Here is a 19,798-nt window from a genome sequence, read left to right on the forward strand (position 1 = left end):
CTACGGGGAGAAATGCCCGGCAGGCAATGAGGGGCAGCGCTGCTTTTGGAGGTTAGCAGCGTCCGACGGCTGTGAATTCGTCGATGCCGGCGCTGCCCCTCATCCGCCCTTCGGGCACCTTCTCCCCGTGAAACGGGGAGAAGGAAAAGTGCTCAATACTTCTCCGGCACGTAAAGCTCGCGCGGCAGGACCTGGCGCTCGTACTCCGGGTTGAACACCCGCTCGGGCAGCGTGATTTCTTCGTGCGGCACGTCCTCATAGGGCAGTTGTTTGAGGAGATGGTCGATGCAGTTCAGCCGCGCCCGCTTCTTGTCGTTGCCTTCGACGATGTACCACGGTGCCTCTGGGATGTTGGTGCGGGCAAACGTCTCTTCCTTGGCCTTGGTGTACTGCTCCCAGCGCACGCGCGACTGCAGGTCCATCGGCGACAGCTTCCACTGCTTCATCGGGTCGTGGATGCGCATCATGAAGCGCATCTGCTGTTCCTCGTCGGTGATCGAGAACCAGTATTTGACCAGCGTGACGCCGGAGCGGACCAACATGCGCTCGAACTCCGGCACGTCGCGGAAGAACTCTTCGACCTGATCGGGTTCGGCAAAGCCCATCACCCGCTCGACGCCGGAGCGGTTGTACCAGGAGCGGTCGAACAGCACGATCTCGCCGCCGGCCGGCAGATGCGGCACGTAGCGCTGGAAATACCATTGTGACTTTTCGCGCTCGGTCGGCGCCGGCAGCGCCACGACGCGGCAGATGCGCGGGTTGAGGCGCTGGGTGATGCGCTTGATGACGCCGCCCTTGCCGGCGGAATCACGGCCCTCGAAAACCACCACTAGCTTCTTCTTGTGGTAGGCAACCCAGGACTGCAGCTTGATCAGTTCCGACTGCAAGCCGATCAGGTCGCGGAAATACTGCATGCGATCGATCGACGGCGGATGCGCGTTCTTGTAGATCTTGGCGATCTCCAACGACAGCGCCGGCTCCGAGATTTCCAGCTCATAGTCCTCGTCGAGCGTGTCGGCGAGTTCGGCTTCCAGCCAATCCCTGGCCGCAGAATTCTGCTTTAGCTCATTCATTTCCACTGCTCCGCTTGCCGGCTGACATGAAACCCTGAGCCGACTCGATATAGGCCGGCAATGACGGTTTTATTGCAAGCCGCCGGCCAGCCGGTCTTCACTGCAAAGCAGCGAGGCATTGCCGATCCAGCGCCCTGGCATGGCGACAAGCCGCTCAAATTGTCCTACAAATAGCGGACCCGTTCGGGCTTCCCCGCCCTTTCCTGCTAAAACCGCCTCCCCACCAAAACTACGAGGATCAGACATGGAATACCGCACGCTTGGCCGTTCCGGCTTGAAAGTTTCGGCGCTGACCTTGGGAACCATGACCTTCGGCGGCAGCGGGCCGTTCGCTGCCGTCGGCAATTCCGATCTCGCGGAGGCCTCGCGCATCATCGACACTTGCATCGATGCCGGCATCAATCTCATCGACACCGCCAATGTCTATTCCAACGGTCTGTCGGAAGAGATCATCGGCGAGGCGCTCGGCGGCAAGCGCAAGAACGACGTGCTGATCGCCTCCAAAGCGCGCATGCGGATCGGCAAAGGCCCCAATGACGAAGGCCTGTCGCGCCATCATCTGATCCGCGAATGCGAGAAGAGCCTGAAGCGCCTCAGGACCGATGTCATCGACATCTATTTCCTGCACGAATGGGACGGCGCGACGCCGCTCGAGGAAACCATCGCCGCGCTCGACACGCTGGTTGCCCAGGGCAAGATCCGCTATGTCGGCTGCTCCAACTATTCCGGCTGGCAGGTCATGAAGGCGCTCGGCATCAGCGACAGCCAGCACCAGCCGCGCTTCGTCACCCAGCAGATCCACTACACGCTGGAAGCACGCGAGGCCGAGTATGAGCTCTTGCCGATCTCGGTCGACCAGGGCCTTGGCGTTTTGGTGTGGAGCCCGCTCGCCGGCGGCCTGCTGTCGGGAAAATACCGCCGCGACAGTCCGACGGCGCGCCAGATCGGCGGCTGGTCGGAACCCCCGATCCGCGACGAGGATCGGCTGTGGCGGATTGTCGACGTGCTGGTCGATATCGGTGCGGCACGCGGCGTTTCGGCGGCCCAGGTGGCGCTGGCCTGGCTGCTCGGCCGGCCGGCCGTCAGCTCGCTGGTGATCGGGGCGCGCAACGAAGCCCAGTTGAAAGACAATCTCGCCGCGGCGAGCCTGACGCTGTCCTTTGATGAACGCCAGCGTCTCGATGCCGTCAGCCGGCCTCCGGTGCTCTATCCCTACTGGCACCAGCAGTTTACGGCGAAGGACCGCTTCGGCCCGGCCGATCTGGTTATGGACCGCAGCGTCATCTGACTTAAGGGCGCCGGAAGCCGCTAGCCCGCGATAAACCGCCAGACCTGCGGATCGGGCTCGATCTGGCCGCTGAGCACGAAATATTTGTAGAGCACGAGCAGGCAGATCGCCTGCTCGGCCCGCTCGTCGGCGAATTTGCGGCAATAGGCGTTGGCCGCCGCAACGATGCGCTGGGCCTCGGCCGGATGTTTCTCGAGATGGTGCACGCGCTCGGCCAGATCGCTGAAGTCGGGCGCCAGCGGCACATAATGGACATCGGGCTCGAGCTGCCCTTCCGCGAACCAGGTCTCATAGGTCGGCGGCGGCATCAGGCAGAGCGAGTTCGAGCTCATGATCCATTTCAGATTGGTCGCGACATCATTGCCTTCGAGCGAGATGATGTAGCGGTAGCGGCGCTGCTGATCGATGCTGAGATAGGGCTTGCGGTATTCCGCAGGTGCTGTCGCCCTCGGCGTGCCGACATCGCAGAACGGCAGATTGCGGGCTGCATCCAGCAACAAGGTGCGGATCGGATTGTTGAGTTCGCCGCGCCAAACGACGAGCGGATGCTTGTCGGCGAAGGCGACATCGTCGGCCGGCATGTAGAAATGACGGAACTTGTTCAGCTTGAACAGGACGCCGTTGCCGTTGTCGCCCGCTATCGGCCGGTCCTTGACGATCGACGGCATCTTCGGCACTTCGATGACGTCGCCGAATTCCAGGTCGATGCGCAGATCTGGGTCGAAATAACGGGTGAACTCCTTCAGATCGTAATAGTACATGCTGCGGTCCGACGGCAGCCGGCTGACCGGCACGGCCTCGGGGCTGGGGCTAAAAGGCTCCCGCAGCGTGTTGTAGTAATTGAGCCGCTGGCGGACCGATGCGTCGGAAAGCCTGGCCTGATCGAGCAGCCGGCCGAGCCGGCGCCGGAAAAGAACCGGCGGCGCGATGTCGCGCATGGCGTTGCGCGCATAGTAGATCAGCTTCTGTGCGTTTCTTTGAAGCGTGGCCATCGGTCGTTTTGATTCGAAATCGGTCGGCGGCGGCTCCAGCAACTGTCCCGCAGCCTTTTCTAAACCATTGTGTTCGCCATCACGCAAGTCCAGAACCGCTGGCATCTGCCCTCGCGGCGCTGTTGTGTTTGCCGGCCAATGCTTCTAGGCAGGATCAGGCACAGCGAAAGGAAACGATATGGCTCGACCACCGAATTACGGTCAGGAACGCAAAGAGCGCGACCGGCAGAAGGCCGCCAAGAAGGCGGAGAAGCTCGCCGCCAAGGTCGCGGCCAAGGAGCGCGCCGAGCCTGAGAACGAGGCAAGTTCGAAAACCGACACCGAAACAGAAAAATAGGCAAGACAGGATCACCGGCCCACGAAACGGGCCGGATCCTGGCAAAATGCCGGTCTGATCAGGCCGATGTGATCAGGCCGGGGCCTTGTCGCTGACGAAGACGTTGACCTCGCGCGCGGCGGCGATGAAGGCGCGTCTTGCGATCATCGCCGGCTTGTCGCCGGCCAGCGCGTCATGGCAGGCCTGCAGCGCTTCGCGGTGCTTAGGGCTGCGCTTGCCGGGCCAGCTGTTGAGCAGGTAATCGGAAGCCTCGCGCACCGTACGCAAGAGCTGAGTGCTTCCCTCCGTGCCCGACTTAACGGTCACGGGTGTTTCAAATCGGTTGTTTTCCATGGGCGCCTCTTACGCCATCGGCGTCCGCGAAGCGAGGCCGAAAGCGGATCGCGACGGCGTTCTTTCGTTTTCGTGACCAGTATCAAGCGGCGACGACGGCAAAACCCCTGGCGCGCAGGCCGCGCCGGTCATTGTGCAACGACGTCACCAGGCGAGCGCGGCTGCCGGCGATATGGGCGGAAAGTCGCGCCGCCGCCGCATCGGCATCGCCGGCCCGCACCGCCGCCAGAATGGCGTGATGCTCGCTCCAGGCGCGGCCAAGGGCCGCCTCGTCGCGCACCTCCAGCCAGCGCGCCCGCGACAGCCGCGTCATGGCATCGCGCACGGCCCGAAACAGGAACTCGTTGCCGGAGAGCCGCGCCAGTTCGATATGGAAATCCATGCCGACGCGGTGCCATTCCTCGCGCGGCGTGGCAGTGTCGCAGGAGTCCAGCATCGCCTCGATGACATCGGCTGCGCTCCTGTCGGCCAGCGCCGAAGTCAGCCTGACCGCCGCGACCTCGACCGCTTCGCGGTACACCGCGATCTGTTCCAGTTCGGCAAGGTTGATCGGCGACACGGTCCAGCCGCGCCCGTCACGGCAGATCAGCCCTTCCGTCTCCAGCCGCAGCAGGGCTGCCCTGACCGGCGTGCGCGAGGCGCCGAAGCGGCTCTCGATCCAGCGCTCCGTCAGCCGCTCGCCAGGACCGACCTCGAGGCCAAGGATCATCTCGCGAAGCGCTTTTTCGACGATCTGCATCTGCGACATAGTTGCTTCCATTGCTGGCGATCGGCCTTGCCCGTTGGTCTTGCCGATCACATTGAGAGCGCCTGATTGACAGCAGCCGGGCTTTGCGTCCATGAGGTACCAAGTTGGTATCCCAAAATGGTATCCGCAGCAAGCGGACAGGACAGGACATGCCGCAGGACAGTGCAGCGCAGGCCGCCGAAGCGCCTTCCACCTACAACATTCATTGGCGGCGCAACCTGTTCGTGTGCTTTGCCGGATCGTTCAGCACGCTTGTGGCGATGACGCTGTTGTTGCCGTTCCTGCCGCTCTATGTCGAGCAACTGGGCGCCGTCGGCCACGCGGCGATCGTGCAATGGTCCGGCATCGCCTTCGGCGCCACCTTCCTTGCCGCGGCCCTTGTCGCACCGCTGTGGGGGCGGCTCGGCGACCGCTACGGCCGCAAGGTGATGCTGGTGCGCGCCAGTTTCGGCATGGCGATCTGCATGTCGCTGACCGGCATGGTGCAGACCGTCTGGCAATTGGTGCTTTTGCGCCTGTTGATCGGCTTTGCCGGCGGTTATTCCTCAGGCTCGACGATCCTTGTCGCCATGCAGACGCCGAAGGAGCGCTCCGGCTGGGCGCTTGGCGTGCTGTCGGCCGGCATCACCGCAGGCTCCCTGGTCGGCCCGTTGCTTGGCGGCGCGCTGCCGCCATTGATCGGTATTCGCGCCACCTTCCTCATCGCGGGCGGCGTCATTTTCCTGGCGGCGCTGGCGACGACGTTCCTGATAAAGGAGATGCCTCGCCCGCCAGTACAGGCAAAACGCGAGGAGAAACCAAAGGGAAGTTGGGCGCAGATCCCCGACAAACGCCCTGTCGTGGCCATGCTGGCGACCGGCATGCTGTTCACCTTCGCCAACATGTCGATCGAGCCGATCATCACCGTTTACGTCCAGCAACTGGTCGCGGAGGCAAGCCGGGTGACCCTGGTCTCAGGTGTCGTCATGTCGGCGGCGGCGCTGGGCGCCATCCTGTCGGCGTCACGGCTGGGCAAACTCGCCGACCGCATCGGCCACTGGAACGTCATCGTCGCATCGCTGGCCGTCTCGGCGCTGCTGTTGATGCCGCAGGCCTTCGTCACCGAGAGCTGGCAGTTGGTCGGGCTGCGGTTCCTTATGGGTCTGGTGCTGGGCGGGCTGTTGCCCTGCATCACCAGCGTCATCCGCCACAATGTTCCCGATGGGGTCGGCGGCAATGTGCTGGGCCTGGCAATCTCGGCGCAATATGTCGGCCAGGTTGCGGGGCCGCTGCTGGGCGGCTTCGTCGGCGGCCATTTCGGCATGCGCGCGGTGTTTCTCGGCACGTCGTTGCTGATGGCGGGCGGTGCCGCGTATAATTGGCTGGCCCAGGCGCGCCGCACGCGCGACATGCTGGCGATATCGGAAAAATCCTGACAGACAGGTCGCGCCGCCTATCGTCAATCACGGAGCCCGAGACATGAGCATCGCCGAGTCAGCACCAGCAAACAGCGCGCGCATCCTCGTTTTCGCCGGCGGCATTGCCGGCGCGGCGGGCGTGGCGCTGTCGGCGGCATCAGCGCATCTCGGCGGCGCCTTCGTCGGCACGGCCGCATCCTTCCTGCTCATGCATGCGCCGGTGTTTTTGGCCGTCGGCCTCGCCGGCGCAAACCGGATCTTGCGGATCGGCAGCCTGGTGCTGCTCGTCGGGCTTGTTCTGTTCTGCGGCGATCTGCTGGCACGGGATTTCGTGGGATCGCGGCTGTTCCCGATGTCGGCGCCGATCGGCGGCACCTTGCTCATCGCGGGCTGGCTGGTGATCGCGGCCTCGGCGCTCGTGCGGCAACGGTCCTGACGAGCCAAGAACCCTGTCCCATCAGATATCACACGAGGCTTAATCCTGCCGGTTTTGCGGCAGCAGGTCGCGGTTGCGCTTGGCAGACTTGGTCGGCCGCCGCCTTTCCGGCTGCTCCGTGGCAGGCGAGATACCCCAGTAATTGCGATAAATGTCTTCGAACAGATGCTTCACGGGATGCATGTTCGTCTCCTCTTTAAGAACTTGAATCGATCCAATCAGCTGGCACGAAAATGCCGGGGCCGATCAGCTGCGCTTGCGTTTCACAAGGTATTGCAGGTCACGCCTCCACGGCCCGACCTTGTCGCAGCGCCTGCGGGTGGCGGCGTCGGAGACTATGCCCCAATCATTGCCGTAGATGTCTTCGAACAGATAATTCACGGGATGCATGGCACCCTCCTCTTGAATCGATCCAAGTTATACTTGGTGAATCCCTTGGATCGATTCAAATATAGACCCTCTCCGCCGTCCGATCAAGGGAAAATTTGAACCGATCCAACGAAAGTGCTAAACAGGCTCCGGTTCAGGAGACGAAAATGACGGCATTGACCTCCGGCAAGACGAGACCAGTGCGGCTTGCCGACATCGCCAAGGCGGCCGGGGTCTCGCACGGTACCGCGTCCAACGTGTTCGCTCGCCCGGAAATCGTGCGCGAAGAGGTCCGCGAGCGGGTCAAGGCGGCGGCGGAAGCGATGGGCTATGCCGGCCCGGATCCCAAGGGCCGGCTGCTGCGCGCCGGCAAGGTCAACGCCATCGGCGTGGCAACGGCGGAACCATTGTCCTATTTCTTCGACGATCCCTTTGCCCGCGTCATGATGGCCAGCATTTCGCAGGCCTGCGACGCCACCGGCGCCGGAATTTCGCTGGTCTCGGCCGCCAACAGCGAGCAGCTCGCCTGGAACATCCAGAGCGCCCTGGTCGACGGCTTCATCGTGTTCTGCATCGAGGGTGGGTCGCGGCTGGTCGAACTGGCGCGCGAACGCAAACTGCCTTTCGTGGCGCTTGATCTCGATTCGGAAAATGAGGCGGTCGCTGCGATCGGCGTCGACAACGTCGCCGGCGCGGGTCTGGCGGCGCGCCATCTGGCCGAGTTCGGCCATCGCAGCTTTGCCGTACTCGCCCTGGAATCTGCCGACGCTGGCTTTGGTCCCGTCACGCAGGAGCAAGTCGAGACGACATCCCTCTACTCGGGCACACGCGACCGTCTGCGTGGCTATTTCGGCGAGCTCTCCCGCTTCGGCATCGACGTCTCGCAAGTGCCAATCTACGAAACCCTCAATGACGAGGCGAGCGTTCGGGCCGGCCTCGATCATATTTTCGCGCTGCCGCAGACGCCGACGGCAATCCTGGCCATGTCGGACAAGATCGCGCTGCATGCGCTCGACTGGCTGCGCGAGCGTAACATTGCCGTGCCGGGCGATGTGTCAATCGTCGGCTTCGACGGCGTGCCGGAAGGCGCCGACTCCGAGCCGCCACTAACCACTGTCGCCCAGCCGATCGCCGAGATGGGCCGGCTGGCCGTCAAGGCGATCCTCGAAAATGACGGCTCGCAGCACCGGCAATTGCTGCCGGTCGATCTTGTGGTGCGGGGGTCGTCCGGCCCCTCGCCTGCTAGCTTGGCGGCTGATGTGGGATCATCGGCTTAGCCTTGGCATCGCGGGCATGCCGAAGGTCTGGTGAACGGCTGGCGCTTCTTTGCGAACCGGCTTTTTGCCCAAGCCGATGCCGGACAGCCACTCAAGATAGAAGGCGAGCGCGAATTGCATGGCGATGCCGGCCGAAATCAGCAAGACGTCATAGGCAAAGCCGCCCGGATTGATCAGCTTCATCACCTGCGCCGCCATGGCGATCAGCGTGCCGGCGAGGAACACCGGCAAGGAGCGCTTGCCGAGCAGGGCAAGCGGATGGTCCGGGCTGAGACGGAACAGGTTCGAGAAAGCCGGCAGGGCGACGATCAGATAGCTCACCGCCAATATGTGCAGGAGCCGCGGCAGCGACAGGAACGTCTTGTCGAAGCCGCCGATCACCACGGGCAGGTTAAACCACGTTATCTCGCCCCAGAGCGGGCTGTGCACCCAGACCGCCGCTGCCGCGACATAGGTCGCCGCGGCGCCCACCAGCCAACGATTGACGGGAATTGTGCCGCCGCGCCTGACATGCAGCATGCCGGCAAGGCCGATGTTGAACAGGAATTGCCAGGACAGCGGGTTGAGGAACCAGAAGCCGGGCTCGGGATAGTTCGGCGGCGCGATCTGCCAGAGGCCGGCGACGAGCCACAGCGCGCCGGAAAAGACCAGCGCCGGCAGCGGCCGGTAGCTGACGAAGAGCAGGAAGAGCGGCGCCATCAACAGCAGCGCCGCATAGACCGGCAGGATGTTGTTGTAGCCAAGCTGGTGGCCGAGCGTGACAATGCCGATCATGACCTCCGGCGTGTTCTTCATCAGCGGCTCGATGTTGATCAGCTTGAGCAGTTCCGGCCGCCGGCCGAACACCGCCGCGGCGCAGAACAACGCCATCACAACCATGGTGGTGACGATGTGGGCGCTGTAAAGCACGCCGGCCCGGCGCCACATCTTCAACATCGCCAGCAGCCGGCCGCCCGGCTGGAACTTGGTGCCATATGCGAGTGCGACCGACATGCCGGAAATCAGCACGAAGGCTTCCGCCGCGTCCGAGAATCCGAAATTCTTGTAGGTCAGCGTTTCGAAGACGGTGCCCGGCACGTGGTCGATATAGATGGTCAGGAGTGCGAGCGCACGGAACACGTCAATGCGCGTGTCGCGATCGGGGATACGCGGAGCGCGATCGGCGATACGCGGAGCGCGATCGGCGATACGCGGGGCGCGATCGGGCGGAACTGGCAGGGTCATCGACAAAAGGCCTCAAAGGAGAGCAAGGGTGCTCGCGTTGTTCATGCCGGGATGCGGCCATCGGCGCACACCGCTTCGATTCCTCCCGCAGGGAGCGTATCGGCGCAGAAACGGTCTGAAATGAGCCTGTTGCAATCACATTTCGCGGAGCGTGAAAATATTCCGTTTTGAAGCTGGCAAATGACCAATGTGTCCCGTTAAATCAATGAGATATGAGCGTGCATCGATATAACGACGAGAACGCCTTTCTGCATCAGGATCTGGCCTTTCCCTACCGCCTCCTCAAGCCGGAGAATGCCGGCGGCGAGAGCCTGTTTTTACTGCACGGATCGGGTGTCGATGAAACGACGATGGTCCCGATTGCGAGGCAGATCGCCCCTAACGCCACGCTGGTCGCGGTGCGTGGCCGCATCCGCCAAGAAGACGGCTTCCGCTGGTTCGAGCGGATCACGCCGACCAGTTTCGAACAGGCGAGCATCCGTGCCGAAACATCGTACTTTGCCGCCTTCGCAAGCGAGGCCGCAAAGCGCCACGGGCTCGACCTCGCCCGGGCGACTTTCCTCGGCTATTCCAACGGCGCCAATCTGGTTTCCAGCCTGATGCTGCTCAACTCCGGCCTCGTCCGAAAAGCGGCGTTGCTGAGAGCAATGCCCGTGCTTGACGATGCGCCGGCAACCAATCTGACCGGAACGCGCGTCCTGATTGTCGCCGGTGCCGCCGATGAGACCTACGGGCCGTTTGCGCTGCCACTGGTGACGCTGCTCAACAAACATGGCGCCGAGGTCGATGCGCGCATCGTGCCTTCAGGTCACGAAATCGGCGACCCGGATGCCGCCATCGTCCGGCAGTGGCTTGCGGGACCAGCATTGGTCGCACGCCAGGCAGGCTAGGAGACCTTGGTAGACCGCATCGGCGCCCCGGCGGAACAGCTGAGCAGATGCTCGTCGCCTAGCCCTGTCCCATCCGGTTCCAAGCATCGAGCCCGGCGATCTTGTAGGCTTCGGCCAGCGTCGGATAGTTGAAGGTGTTGTTGACGAAGAAATCAACCGTGCCGCCGAGGTTGATCACCGCCTGGCCGATATGGATCAGTTCGGTGGCGCCTTCGCCGACGATGTGGGCGCCGAGCAGGCGGCGCGTTTCGACCGAGAACAGCAGCTTCAGAAAGCCGGAGTTGACGCCCATGATGTGGCCGCGTGAGGTTTCGCGGAACCGCGCCAGACCGACTTCATAAGCAGCGCCGCTCTCGCGCACCTGCTCCTCCGACTGACCAACGGTGGAGATTTCCGGCACGGCGTAGATGCCATAGGGGAAGGTTTCCGGCGGCGGTGGCAGTTGCACGCCGAAGGCGTGGCAGGCGGCCACCCTGCCTTGCTCCATCGATGTCGAGGCAAGGCTGGGGAAACCGATGACGTCGCCGGTGGCATAGATGTTGGGCGCACTGGTCTGGAAGGTCTGCGGATCGACCTTGATGCGGCCCCGGGAATCGGCCTCGATGCCGACCACGTCGAGGCCGAGGCTGCCGAGATTGCCGCTGCGGCCGGCGGCGTAAAGCACGATCTCGGAGCGGATGGTGCGGCCATCGGCGAGCGTCACTTCGGCATAGTCGGGTTTTGAGACGATTTCCTTGACCGTACTGCCGAGGCGAATGGTCATGCCGCGGTCGCGCATCTGGTGGATGAAGTCGTCGACGATCTCGCGGTCGACGAAATCGAGGATGGTGTTGCGCGGCTCCACCAGCGTCACCGGCACGTCGAGCGCCGAAAAGATCGTCGCATATTCAACGCCGATGACGCCGGCGCCGATCACCGTCAGCGTGCGCGGCAGATGGTCGAGTTCCAGCATCTCATCGCTGTCGAAGACGCGGATCTTGTCGAAAGGCACGTCGCGCGGCCGGTGCGGCCTGGTGCCGACCGCGATCAGGGCATTGGTGAAACCAACCTCCGAGTAGTCGCCATTGTCTGCCGTCAGGCTGACCTTGTGAGGGCCGACGAATTTCGCCATGGCGCGCACGCTTTTGACGGCGTTGCGCATAAACTGGTGCTGCAGCACCTCGACCTCGTGGTCGAGCGTCTTGTGCAGCCGCTCGACCAGGTCGGCGATGGAGATGTCCTGCTTGACCCGGTAGCCGCGGCCGTAAAAGCCCCGCTCGCGCCAGCCGGACAGGTTCAGCACCGTCTCGCGCAGCGTCTTCGACGGGATGGTGCCGGTGTGCACCGAGACGCCGCCGAGGCGCCGGCCCCTGTCGACCACCAGCACCGATTTGCCGAGCTTGGCCGATTGCACCGCGGCGCGGCGCCCGGAAGGGCCGCTGCCGATGACCAGCATGTCGTAATCCATGTAACCCCGTCCCCTCGGCGTCTTGTTGCGCCGCAGCAAGCTAACGCCATCCGTCCACCAAATTCAATCGGCTCAACCGCGTCACACTGCCGAGCAGGACCGATGGACGAACCGATCTTGATTCCGCCCGCGGTCTTCACCATTTCAGTGGCGGCGCACCCTAGCGTGGCGCCTGTTACGAGGACATGACATGAACGCGCGCGTACTTGACGGCGAAATCATCACCAGCAGGCTCGACGACGTCAGGGCCTATGACGGTGTGCGCACGCGGCGCATCCTGGCCTTCATCATCGACTATTGCATCGTGGCGCTGCTCACCATTCCGTTCGCGATCCTGGTGGCCGTGCTTGGCCTTTTGACATTCGGTCTTGGCTGGGCGCTGTATTCCATCCTCGTGCCGGCGGTCGCCATTCTCTACATCTGGAACACGCTGGGCGGTCGCAACCAGGCCACATCAGGCATGAAGATGATGGGCATTCGGCTCGATCGTCTCGACGGCAGCCGTATCGACGGCCTCACCGCCGTTGTCCATTCGGTGCTGTTCTGGGCGAGCACGGTCATCCTGACGCCGCTCGTCCTCCTGGTGACGCTGTTTTCCGATCGCAAGCGCACACTGCACGACCTGCTGCTTGGCACGGTCGTCAGCCGCAGCGACCGTTGAACCGGCGTCCAACCGACGCCAACAGGCATTTGTGCGCAAATGTGAAGGGGTCCGTTCAACCCCGCCTTCACAATCCTGTTGAATTTTTCGCCAGCCAAGCCAAAGGTAGAGCGATTCGCAGGAGTGTTCCCAAGGTTCGATGACGCACCATCCGACCCAGTCGCCGCAGTTCTTCCTGACCGCGCCATCGCCGTGCCCGTATCTCGAGGGCCAGTTCGAACGCAAGGTGTTCACGCATCTGGTCGGCGACAAGGCGCCGGAGATGAACGACCTGTTGACGCAAGGCGGTTTCCGGCGCTCGCAGAACATCGCTTACCGTCCCGCCTGCGAGACCTGCCGCGCCTGCGTCTCGGTGCGCATCCTGGCGCAGGAGTTCACCGCCAGCCGCAACATGAAGCGGGTGATCCAGCGCAATTCCGATCTGATCGGCGCCATGCACGACGCGCAGCCGTCGACCGAGCAGTATTCGCTGTTTCGCGGCTATCTCGACGCTCGCCATCGCCGCGGCGGCATGTCCGACATGACGGTGCTCGACTACGCCATGATGGTCGAGGATACCCATGTCGACACCAAGGTGATCGAATACCGGCGCCGCGGCCCCGACACATTCATCACCGGCAAGGGCCAGGGCGAGCTGATCGCCGTGGCGCTGACCGACAAGATGGCCGATGGCCTGTCGATGGTCTATTCCTACTTCAATCCCGAGTTCGAGGACCGTTCGCTCGGCACCTTCATGATCCTCGACCATATCGCCCGCGCCCGGGCCATGGGCTTGCCCCATGTCTATCTCGGCTACTGGGTCAACGGCTCGCGCAAGATGAACTATAAAATGCGCTTCATGCCGCAGGAGCATCTCGGCCCGAAGGGCTGGGAACGCTACGACCACGAAGCGGTCACGCGCTGATTTTTCTTCTTACCAGATCCTGATCTAAACATTTTCAGCCGAGACGATGCTGGTCTTCCGCCCGTTGGCGGGGCGATTGCGCCGACCGGCATCTGCTCAAATCATTGCGAAAGCCGTTGCATGTCCTCTCACAATGCCCACACCAAAGGACTCCTGCTCACCGCGCTTGGCGGGCTGGCGCTGACCATCGACATTCCCCTGATCCGGCTCGCCCATGGCGAAGCCTGGACGATCCTTTTGCTGCGCACCGGCTGCACCTTCGTGGCAGGGCTGATCGTATGGGCCATCTGGCGCTCGTTCAGCAAGAATGCTCCGCAGCTGATACCCGGCTGGTCGGGGCTCGTGGTCGCCACACTCTACGGGCTCGGCGCAATCGCCTTCATCACCGCCGTCTACAACACCTCGACCGCCAATCTGGTTTTCATCCTCGCCTTCTCCACCATGTTCTCGGCGCTGCTGTCGTGGCTGTTCCTGAAGGAGCGACCGCGGCCGCTGACGCTTGCGGCAATGGCGCTGATGATCGTCGGCATCGCCATCATCGTCGGCGATTCCGTCGGCACGGGATATCTGTTCGGCGATGTGATGGCGCTGTGTTCGGCCTTGGCGATTGCCTGCGCCATCACCGTTTCACGCGCCAGCGGCAGGGATATGGGATTCACCGCGCTGACCGGCGTCCTGCTGCCGTTCGGGCTGGCGGCGCTCATGGTCTCCAGGACCGGTTTTCAGGTGGAGGCGCCATGGTGGATCGTTTTCAACGGCGCCGTCATCATGCCGTTCGCCTTCTTCTGCCTAGCCAACGGGCCGAAATACATTTCAGGCCCGGAAGTGGCGATGTTCTATCTCCTGGAAACGGTTCTGGCGCCGGTCTGGATATGGATGATCTTTGCCGAGACGCCGTCGCGCAACAGCCTGATTGGCGGCGTGATCCTGATCGTCACGCTGGTCGCCCATTCCCTGTGGCAGTTGCATGAAGGGCGCAAGCGCCGGGCAGCGCTCGCCGTCGCTTACCCAGCCTGACTTCTCTTCGCCGGGCCGGCGACAATCTCGATCTGCGGCGGCCCGCCTTCGAGCTCGGCCGCCGCGTCGGGAACGGTGTCTTCGGCCAGTTCCACCTCGCGCAGCCATTCGCGCCATATCGCCACCAGCAGCGCCATCAGCACGGGGCCGATGAACAGGCCGAGAAAGCCCATCGTCTTGACGCCGCCGATCAGGCCGAAAAAGGTGGGCAGGAAGGGCAATTTGATCGGTCCGCCGACCAGCTTCGGGCGCAAGGTCTTGTCGACGATGAACAGCTCCACCGCGCCCCAGATGAACAGCGCCAGACCCGCCATCGGCGAGCCGCTGGCGGCGAGGTAGATCGACACAAGCGTAAACGACAGCGGCGCGCCGCCGGGGATCAGCGCCATCACGCCGGTCAATGCGCCCAGCGTCACCGGCGACGGCACCCCGGCCAGCCAGTAGGCGATGCCGAGCACCAGCCCCTCGCCGATGGCGATCACGGTCATGCCGGTAACGGTCGAGGAAATGGTCGCCGGCACGACGCGCGAAATCCGCTCCCAGCGCGTCGGCAGGATGCGTTCGCCGAGCCGGTCGATCTGGCTGGCAAAGTGTTCGCCGTCGCGGTAGGCGAAGAACAGCGCGATCATCATGAACAGCAGCGTCAGCAACAGGCCGAAGGCGCTGCCGCCGGCAGCCAGCACGCCGCGATAGATGCTGCCGATATTGGCGCCGCTGACCAGCTGGATCAGCTCGCCGATGCCGCCGGGATGGCCGAAATTGTCGATCCACTGTTCGTTCAGCCACTCGCCGACGACAGGCAGCGAGGTGATCCAGTGCGGTGTGACCGCGCCGTGCCTGTTGGTCTCGATCGCCCAGCCGACCCATTCGCGGACCTCGTTGATGGCGTAGGTGCCGGCGAGCGCTATCGGCACCACCAGGAAGGCGAGGATGAACAGGATGGCGAGCGTCGCGGCGACGGTGCGGTTACCGCCGACACCGGCAAGCAGCCGGCGGTAGAGCGGCCAGCTGGCAAAAGCAATGACGAGGGCTGCCAGCACGGGAAACAGGAACCCGTGGAAGAAATAAACGCCGGCGGCGACGATCAGCACCAACAGCCAGCGCGCCGCCGACAGCGGCGGGATGACGGCGGCCCGCAGCGGTGTCGACAGGCCGAACAGGCGCTGCTGACGTTCCGGCTTCTGGATCTTCGCTTCCTTCAAACGGTCAATTCTCCCCAGCCTACACAGCGTTTATGCACTGTTATAGTGCCGCAATCGTGACGATAGTCCAAATGCCTTGGGATCTCCCCCCTTGAGGGGGAGATGGCCGGCAGGCCAGAGGGGGTCGCCGCGCATGAAGCGCCAGCCTTCTGCCAGCGAAAGGGTGTCGTGTCAGGACGTACCGACCCCCTCTGTCGCCTTCGGCGACATCTCCCCCTCGAGGGGGGAGATCCCTACCCAAATTTCCCCGTCCGCGGGAATCCCTTCGGCACCATCCGTCCGGCCGACGCTCTCGCGCCGATCCATTCCGCCAGCTCCTCGCGCGACCTGACGAAGGTGCGGTCGGCGGAATCCTGCCAGGACAGGCCGCTCGCCAGCGTGAAGGGTTTCAGGTCGAGCAGACCGCCATCCTTGTATTTCTGCAGGCGAACGCCCTTGCCGCGGCCCATCTCGGGAATTTCGGAGAGCGCAAACACCAGCATCTTGCGGTTCTCGCCGACAATGGCGAGATGATCGCCTGACACTGGGACGCAGGCCTTGGCCTCGTCGGGCGCCTTGACGTTCATCACCTGCTTGCCCTTTCGGGTGTTGGCGACGACCTCCTCCTCCGGCACGACGAAACCATTGGCATCGTAGGAGACGAGCAGCAGCTTGCGCTTGGGGTCGTGGACAAAGGCGGTGACGATGTCCTGGTCGTTGTCCATGTCGACGATGATGCGGATCGGTTCGCCATGGCCGCGGCCGCCCGGCAGCCGGTCGGCGCCGATGGTGTAGAATTTTCCGCCGGTGGTGAAGACCAGGATCTTGTCGGTGGTCTGGGCATGGAAGGCGAGCTTGAGGCTGTCGCCTTCCTTGAAGGTGAGCGTGGAATGGTCGGCCAAATGGCCTTTCATCGCCCGCAGCCAGCCCTTTTCCGAGACCACCACGGTGACCGGCTCGCGCTCGATCATGGCGTGCGCGATGTCGGTCAGATCGTGCTCCGGCGCGTCGGCGAACTGGGTGCGCCGCTTGCCGAGTTCGGTCTCGGGGCCGAACTTGTCGCGAACTTGCGTGACTTCCCATTTGATCGTCGACCATTGCTTGGCGTCGGATGCGAGCAATGCCTCGATCTGCTTCTTCTCGGTGGTGAGACCGTCAAACTCCTTGCGGATCTCGAACTCTTCCAGCTTGCGCAGGGCCCGCAGCCGCATGTTGAGGATGGCTTCGGCCTGGGTGTCGGTGAGCGACCAACGGGCCATCATCACCTGCTTGGGCTCATCCTCCTCGCGGATGATCCTAATGACCTCGTCGATGTTGAGATAGGCGATCAGGTAGCCGGCAAGGATTTCCAGCCGCTTCTCGATCTCGCCAAGCCGATGCTTCGAGCGGCGGATCAGCACATCGCGCCGATGGTCGAGCCACTCCTTCAGCACGCCCTTCAGCGACAGGACGTTAGGCACCTTGCCCCGCGACAAAACGTTCATGTTGAGGGGAAATCGGCTTTCGAGCTCGGTCAGCTTGAACAGCGATTCCATCAGAATGCCGGGATCGACCGAACGGCTCTTCGGTACGAGCACAATGCGGACGTCCTCGGCGCTTTCATCTCTGACATCCTCGAGCAGCGGCAATTTGCGCGCGATCAACAGCTCGGCGATCTTCTCGATCAGCCTGGCCTTCTGGATGCCGTAGGGGATTTCGGTGACGACGATGCTCCAGGTGCCCCTGCCCTGATCCTCCTGGCCCCATTTGGCGCGCACGCGAAAACCGCCGCGGCCGGTCTCATAGGCCTCCAGGATGGATGCGCGGCTGTCGACGATGATGCCGCCGGTCGGGAAATCCGGCCCCTGGACGAACTCCATCAGCTTTGTCACCGGCGCGTCCGGCTGCTCGATCAACTGCAGCGCTGCGTTGCAAAGCTCGGCGGCATTGTGCGGCGGGATGGACGTGGCCATGCCGACCGCAATGCCGGAGGAACCGTTGGCGAGCAGATTCGGGAAGGCGCCGGGAAGAACTACGGGCTCCTCGTCCTCCTCATTGTAGGTTGGCCGGAAATCGACGGCGTCCTCGGTGATGCCGGCAAGCAAATCGCTCGCCACCTCGGTCATGCGCGCCTCGGTATAGCGCATGGCGGCGGCGTTATCGCCGTCGATATTGCCGAAATTGCCCTGCCCGTCGACGAGGGGATAGCGCATGGAGAAATCCTGCGCCAGGCGCACCAGCGCGTCGTAGATCGACTGGTCGCCATGCGGATGGAACTTGCCCATCACGTCGCCGACTATGCGGGCGCATTTGGCAAAGCCCTGGTCGGGGTTGAGCCTGAGCAGCCGCATCGCATGCATGATGCGGCGATGCACAGGCTTCAGCCCGTCGCGCACGTCAGGCAGCGCCCGGTGCATGATGGTCGAGAGCGCATAGGCGAGATAGCGCTCTTCCAGCGCCTTCTTCAGATCGACCGGTTCGATGTGGTCACCGCCGCCATTTTCAGGCGGCAAAATCCTTTTTCCCATGCGGCTGGACTAGCCGAGCGGGTGATTCGCGGCAAGGCGGGGCTGCGGAAATCCGCACTTTGCAGCCTTTGAGCTTACGAGGGCGGCTCAAGGTCCGACAATGGATGTGACGGACTTCATGTTCCCCCTTGCCGTCCCTGTGCAACAGCAACGGTAGCAGTGCTGTTGCCAACCAACATCAATCTGTTACACGCCCTCTCTAAGGCAGGAGACGGTACGCAGGGGAGCCCGACCTTCATGACATATTCACCGCATCGGGCGAAGTCTCCCGCTCCGATTTGCCTTTCGCCGTGATTTTCGACAACTCTGCGGGAAGGCGCCTTTTTCCCGTCCAGTTCGTCACGGAATGGTGATGGCGTAGAATTGAGAAAACACTTTTTCAGGACTCTCTCAGGGAACTCGCGATGACAATCCAACGTTCGACACTCAAGAAACTTGCTTTTTCGACCTTTTTGCTGACGCTGCCGCTGAATGCCGCCTTTGCGCAAGACACGGCAGTTGCCGACCGACTGAAGGCCGCACTTGCCGTCCAGGGCGTCGATATCACCTGGACCGGCGTTACCGGCGACAATTCCAGCATGGTGCTGCAGGGCGTGTCGGTCAAACCGGCGGCCGAAAAGGAATCGCTGCCGATCGGTGACGTCAAGCTCGAGGGCGTGACCGAAGCCAATGGCGGCTTCGATGTCGCGACCATCACGACTTCGGCCTTGGAGCACAGCAAGGACGGCGTCACGCTCAACCTCACCCCCTTCGTCATCCACGACGCCAACATCCCGGCTGAGGGCGCTACAGGCCCGCTCGGCTCGATGATGATCTACAAGTCGGCCGAACTCGAAAACCTGACGGTCAAGGTTGCCGACAAGACCGCCTTCTCGGTGGATGGGCTTGCTGTCCAGATCACGCCGCCGGCCGACGGCAAGGCGATGGAGTTTTCCGCCACCACGGAAAAGTTCAACGCCGACCTGACCCTGGTCGACGATGCGAAATCCAAGGAAGCCATCGAGGCCCTCGGCTACCAGAACATCTCGGGCAATATCGAAATCGGCGGCACCTGGCAGCCGAGCGACGGCAAGATGGACCTGTCGAAATACGACATCTCGGTCGAGAATGCCGGCACGCTCGGCATGACCTTCGGCCTCGGCGGCTACACGGTCGACTTCGTCAAGTCGCTGCAGGAGATGCAGAAGAAGATGGCGGCGCAGCCCGAAGGCGCCGACAATTCGGCGCAAGGCATGGCCCTGCTCGGCCTGTTGCAGCAGCTCTCCTTCAACAGCGCATCGATCCGCTTCGATGACGATTCGCTCACCGGCAAGGTGCTTGAATATGTCGGCAAGCAGCAGGGCATGTCGGGCAAGGACATCGCCAACCAGGCCAAGGCGATCGTGCCGTTCGGCATGGCGCAGCTCAACAATCCCGAACTGACCGCCGAAGTGACGGCCGCGGTGAGCAAGTACCTCGACGATCCGAAGAGCCTCGAGATTTCGGCCGAGCCGCCGGCAGCGGTGCCGTTCGCGCTGATCATGGCCGGCGCCATGTCCAACCCGGCCGACCTGACCAAGACGCTGGGCGTCCACGTCAAGGCCAACGAAGACTGATCGAAGTTAGCTCCCTTCTCCCCGTCACTATACGGGGAGAAGGTGCCGGTGTCCGAACCGGATAGATAGGTAACAGAATGGACCGATAGCATGGGTGACAGTTTTCTTGTCCGCCGGAGGAC

Annotated in this window: 20 protein-coding genes; 10 read left to right on the forward strand and 10 right to left on the reverse strand. The window is 63.0% G+C overall.

The window, feature by feature from the left end:
- Positions 1–152: 152 nt before the first annotated feature.
- Positions 153–1,073 carry a polyphosphate kinase 2 gene (gene ppk2 / locus NKI61_RS14165; RefSeq protein WP_023689516.1) on the reverse strand — a complete coding sequence of 307 codons (921 nt, stop codon included), beginning with the start codon at positions 1,071–1,073 and terminating at the stop codon, positions 153–155.
- A gap of 244 nt (positions 1,074–1,317) precedes the next feature.
- Here ppk2 and NKI61_RS14170 point away from each other — a divergent pair, with 244 nt between their 5' ends.
- Positions 1,318–2,361: an aldo/keto reductase gene (locus NKI61_RS14170; protein WP_023730846.1), complete on the forward strand. Its 1,044-nt coding sequence runs from the start codon at positions 1,318–1,320 to the stop codon at positions 2,359–2,361.
- A 20-nt stretch (positions 2,362–2,381) separates the two neighbouring features.
- Here the strand turns inward: NKI61_RS14170 and NKI61_RS14175 are convergent, their stop codons facing one another.
- Positions 2,382–3,353, reverse strand: a complete 972-nt coding sequence (locus tag NKI61_RS14175) for a glycosyl transferase family 90 (RefSeq protein ID WP_023697459.1) — start codon at positions 3,351–3,353, stop codon at positions 2,382–2,384.
- Between the two features lie 178 nt (positions 3,354–3,531).
- On the opposite strand from NKI61_RS14175, the gene NKI61_RS14180 reads away from it, so the two are divergent.
- Entirely contained in the window at positions 3,532–3,690 is a 159-nt protein-coding gene (locus NKI61_RS14180; protein ID WP_023673009.1) for a hypothetical protein, read from the forward strand.
- A 72-nt stretch (positions 3,691–3,762) separates the two neighbouring features.
- On the opposite strand, the gene NKI61_RS14185 is transcribed toward NKI61_RS14180, so the two are convergent.
- On the reverse strand, positions 3,763–3,996 hold the full coding sequence (locus NKI61_RS14185; RefSeq protein WP_245259900.1) for a DUF982 domain-containing protein: 234 nt from the start codon (positions 3,994–3,996) through the stop codon (positions 3,763–3,765).
- A gap of 109 nt (positions 3,997–4,105) precedes the next feature.
- Positions 4,106–4,771 carry a GntR family transcriptional regulator gene (locus NKI61_RS14190; protein ID WP_023689520.1) on the reverse strand — a complete coding sequence of 222 codons (666 nt, stop codon included), beginning with the start codon at positions 4,769–4,771 and terminating at the stop codon, positions 4,106–4,108.
- 149 nt (positions 4,772–4,920) lie between these two features.
- Between NKI61_RS14190 and NKI61_RS14195 the strand changes: the two genes are divergently transcribed.
- Together NKI61_RS14195 and NKI61_RS14200 are read left to right on the forward strand one after the other, a co-directional pair.
- Entirely contained in the window at positions 4,921–6,186 is a 1,266-nt protein-coding gene (locus NKI61_RS14195) for a multidrug efflux MFS transporter (RefSeq protein WP_352839823.1), read from the forward strand.
- Positions 6,187–6,229: 43 nt separating this feature from the next.
- Positions 6,230–6,604 carry a DUF423 domain-containing protein gene (locus NKI61_RS14200; protein ID WP_023673013.1) on the forward strand — a complete coding sequence of 125 codons (375 nt, stop codon included), beginning with the start codon at positions 6,230–6,232 and terminating at the stop codon, positions 6,602–6,604.
- 39 nt (positions 6,605–6,643) lie between these two features.
- Here the strand turns inward: NKI61_RS14200 and NKI61_RS14205 are convergent, their stop codons facing one another.
- Together NKI61_RS14205 and NKI61_RS14210 are read right to left on the reverse strand one after the other, a co-directional pair.
- A complete protein-coding gene (locus NKI61_RS14205; protein WP_023673014.1) occupies positions 6,644–6,787 on the reverse strand; it encodes a hypothetical protein in 144 nt (47 codons plus the stop codon).
- Positions 6,788–6,850: 63 nt separating this feature from the next.
- Entirely contained in the window at positions 6,851–6,994 is a 144-nt protein-coding gene (locus tag NKI61_RS14210; protein ID WP_352839825.1) for a hypothetical protein, read from the reverse strand.
- Positions 6,995–7,140: 146 nt separating this feature from the next.
- Here NKI61_RS14210 and NKI61_RS14215 point away from each other — a divergent pair, with 146 nt between their 5' ends.
- On the forward strand, positions 7,141–8,250 hold the full coding sequence (locus NKI61_RS14215; protein ID WP_352839827.1) for a LacI family DNA-binding transcriptional regulator: 1,110 nt from the start codon (positions 7,141–7,143) through the stop codon (positions 8,248–8,250).
- Here the strand turns inward: NKI61_RS14215 and NKI61_RS14220 are convergent.
- The gene (locus NKI61_RS14220) at positions 8,239–9,474 is read right to left on the reverse strand and encodes an OpgC family protein (protein WP_023700562.1); all 1,236 of its coding nucleotides are present in this window, start codon (positions 9,472–9,474) and stop codon (positions 8,239–8,241) included. The two genes, NKI61_RS14215 and NKI61_RS14220, sit on opposite strands and share 12 nt — an antisense overlap.
- Before the next feature lie 218 nt (positions 9,475–9,692).
- On the opposite strand from NKI61_RS14220, the gene NKI61_RS14225 reads away from it, so the two are divergent.
- Positions 9,693–10,364, forward strand: a complete 672-nt coding sequence (locus NKI61_RS14225; RefSeq protein WP_352839829.1) for an alpha/beta hydrolase — start codon at positions 9,693–9,695, stop codon at positions 10,362–10,364.
- 58 nt (positions 10,365–10,422) lie between these two features.
- On the opposite strand, the gene sthA is transcribed toward NKI61_RS14225, so the two are convergent.
- On the reverse strand, positions 10,423–11,811 hold the full coding sequence (gene sthA / locus NKI61_RS14230; protein ID WP_352839830.1) for a Si-specific NAD(P)(+) transhydrogenase: 1,389 nt from the start codon (positions 11,809–11,811) through the stop codon (positions 10,423–10,425).
- A 190-nt stretch (positions 11,812–12,001) separates the two neighbouring features.
- Between sthA and NKI61_RS14235 the strand changes: the two genes are divergently transcribed.
- The 3 genes from NKI61_RS14235 (at position 12,002) to NKI61_RS14245 (ending at position 14,393) form a co-directional block, all read left to right on the forward strand.
- On the forward strand, positions 12,002–12,472 hold the full coding sequence (locus NKI61_RS14235; RefSeq protein ID WP_023673020.1) for an RDD family protein: 471 nt from the start codon (positions 12,002–12,004) through the stop codon (positions 12,470–12,472).
- Positions 12,473–12,611: 139 nt separating this feature from the next.
- A complete protein-coding gene (locus NKI61_RS14240) occupies positions 12,612–13,376 on the forward strand; it encodes an arginyltransferase (protein ID WP_023682417.1) in 765 nt (254 codons plus the stop codon).
- A 120-nt stretch (positions 13,377–13,496) separates the two neighbouring features.
- The gene (locus NKI61_RS14245; RefSeq protein WP_352839831.1) at positions 13,497–14,393 is read left to right on the forward strand and encodes a DMT family transporter; all 897 of its coding nucleotides are present in this window, start codon (positions 13,497–13,499) and stop codon (positions 14,391–14,393) included.
- On the opposite strand, the gene NKI61_RS14250 is transcribed toward NKI61_RS14245, so the two are convergent.
- Together NKI61_RS14250 and parC are read right to left on the reverse strand one after the other, a co-directional pair.
- On the reverse strand, positions 14,381–15,595 hold the full coding sequence (locus NKI61_RS14250; protein WP_352839832.1) for an AI-2E family transporter: 1,215 nt from the start codon (positions 15,593–15,595) through the stop codon (positions 14,381–14,383). The genes NKI61_RS14245 and NKI61_RS14250 overlap by 13 nt on opposite strands.
- Before the next feature lie 233 nt (positions 15,596–15,828).
- On the reverse strand, positions 15,829–18,081 hold the full coding sequence (gene parC / locus NKI61_RS14255; RefSeq protein ID WP_023694915.1) for a DNA topoisomerase IV subunit A: 2,253 nt from the start codon (positions 18,079–18,081) through the stop codon (positions 15,829–15,831).
- Positions 18,082–18,485: 404 nt separating this feature from the next.
- On the opposite strand from parC, the gene NKI61_RS14260 reads away from it, so the two are divergent.
- A complete protein-coding gene (locus NKI61_RS14260; RefSeq protein ID WP_352839833.1) occupies positions 18,486–19,676 on the forward strand; it encodes an aq_1923 C-terminal domain in 1,191 nt (396 codons plus the stop codon).
- Positions 19,677–19,798: the final 122 nt, after the last annotated feature.

The sequence above is a fragment of the Mesorhizobium sp. M0514 genome (assembly GCF_040321145.1).
Lineage (GTDB): Bacteria > Pseudomonadota > Alphaproteobacteria > Rhizobiales > Rhizobiaceae > Mesorhizobium.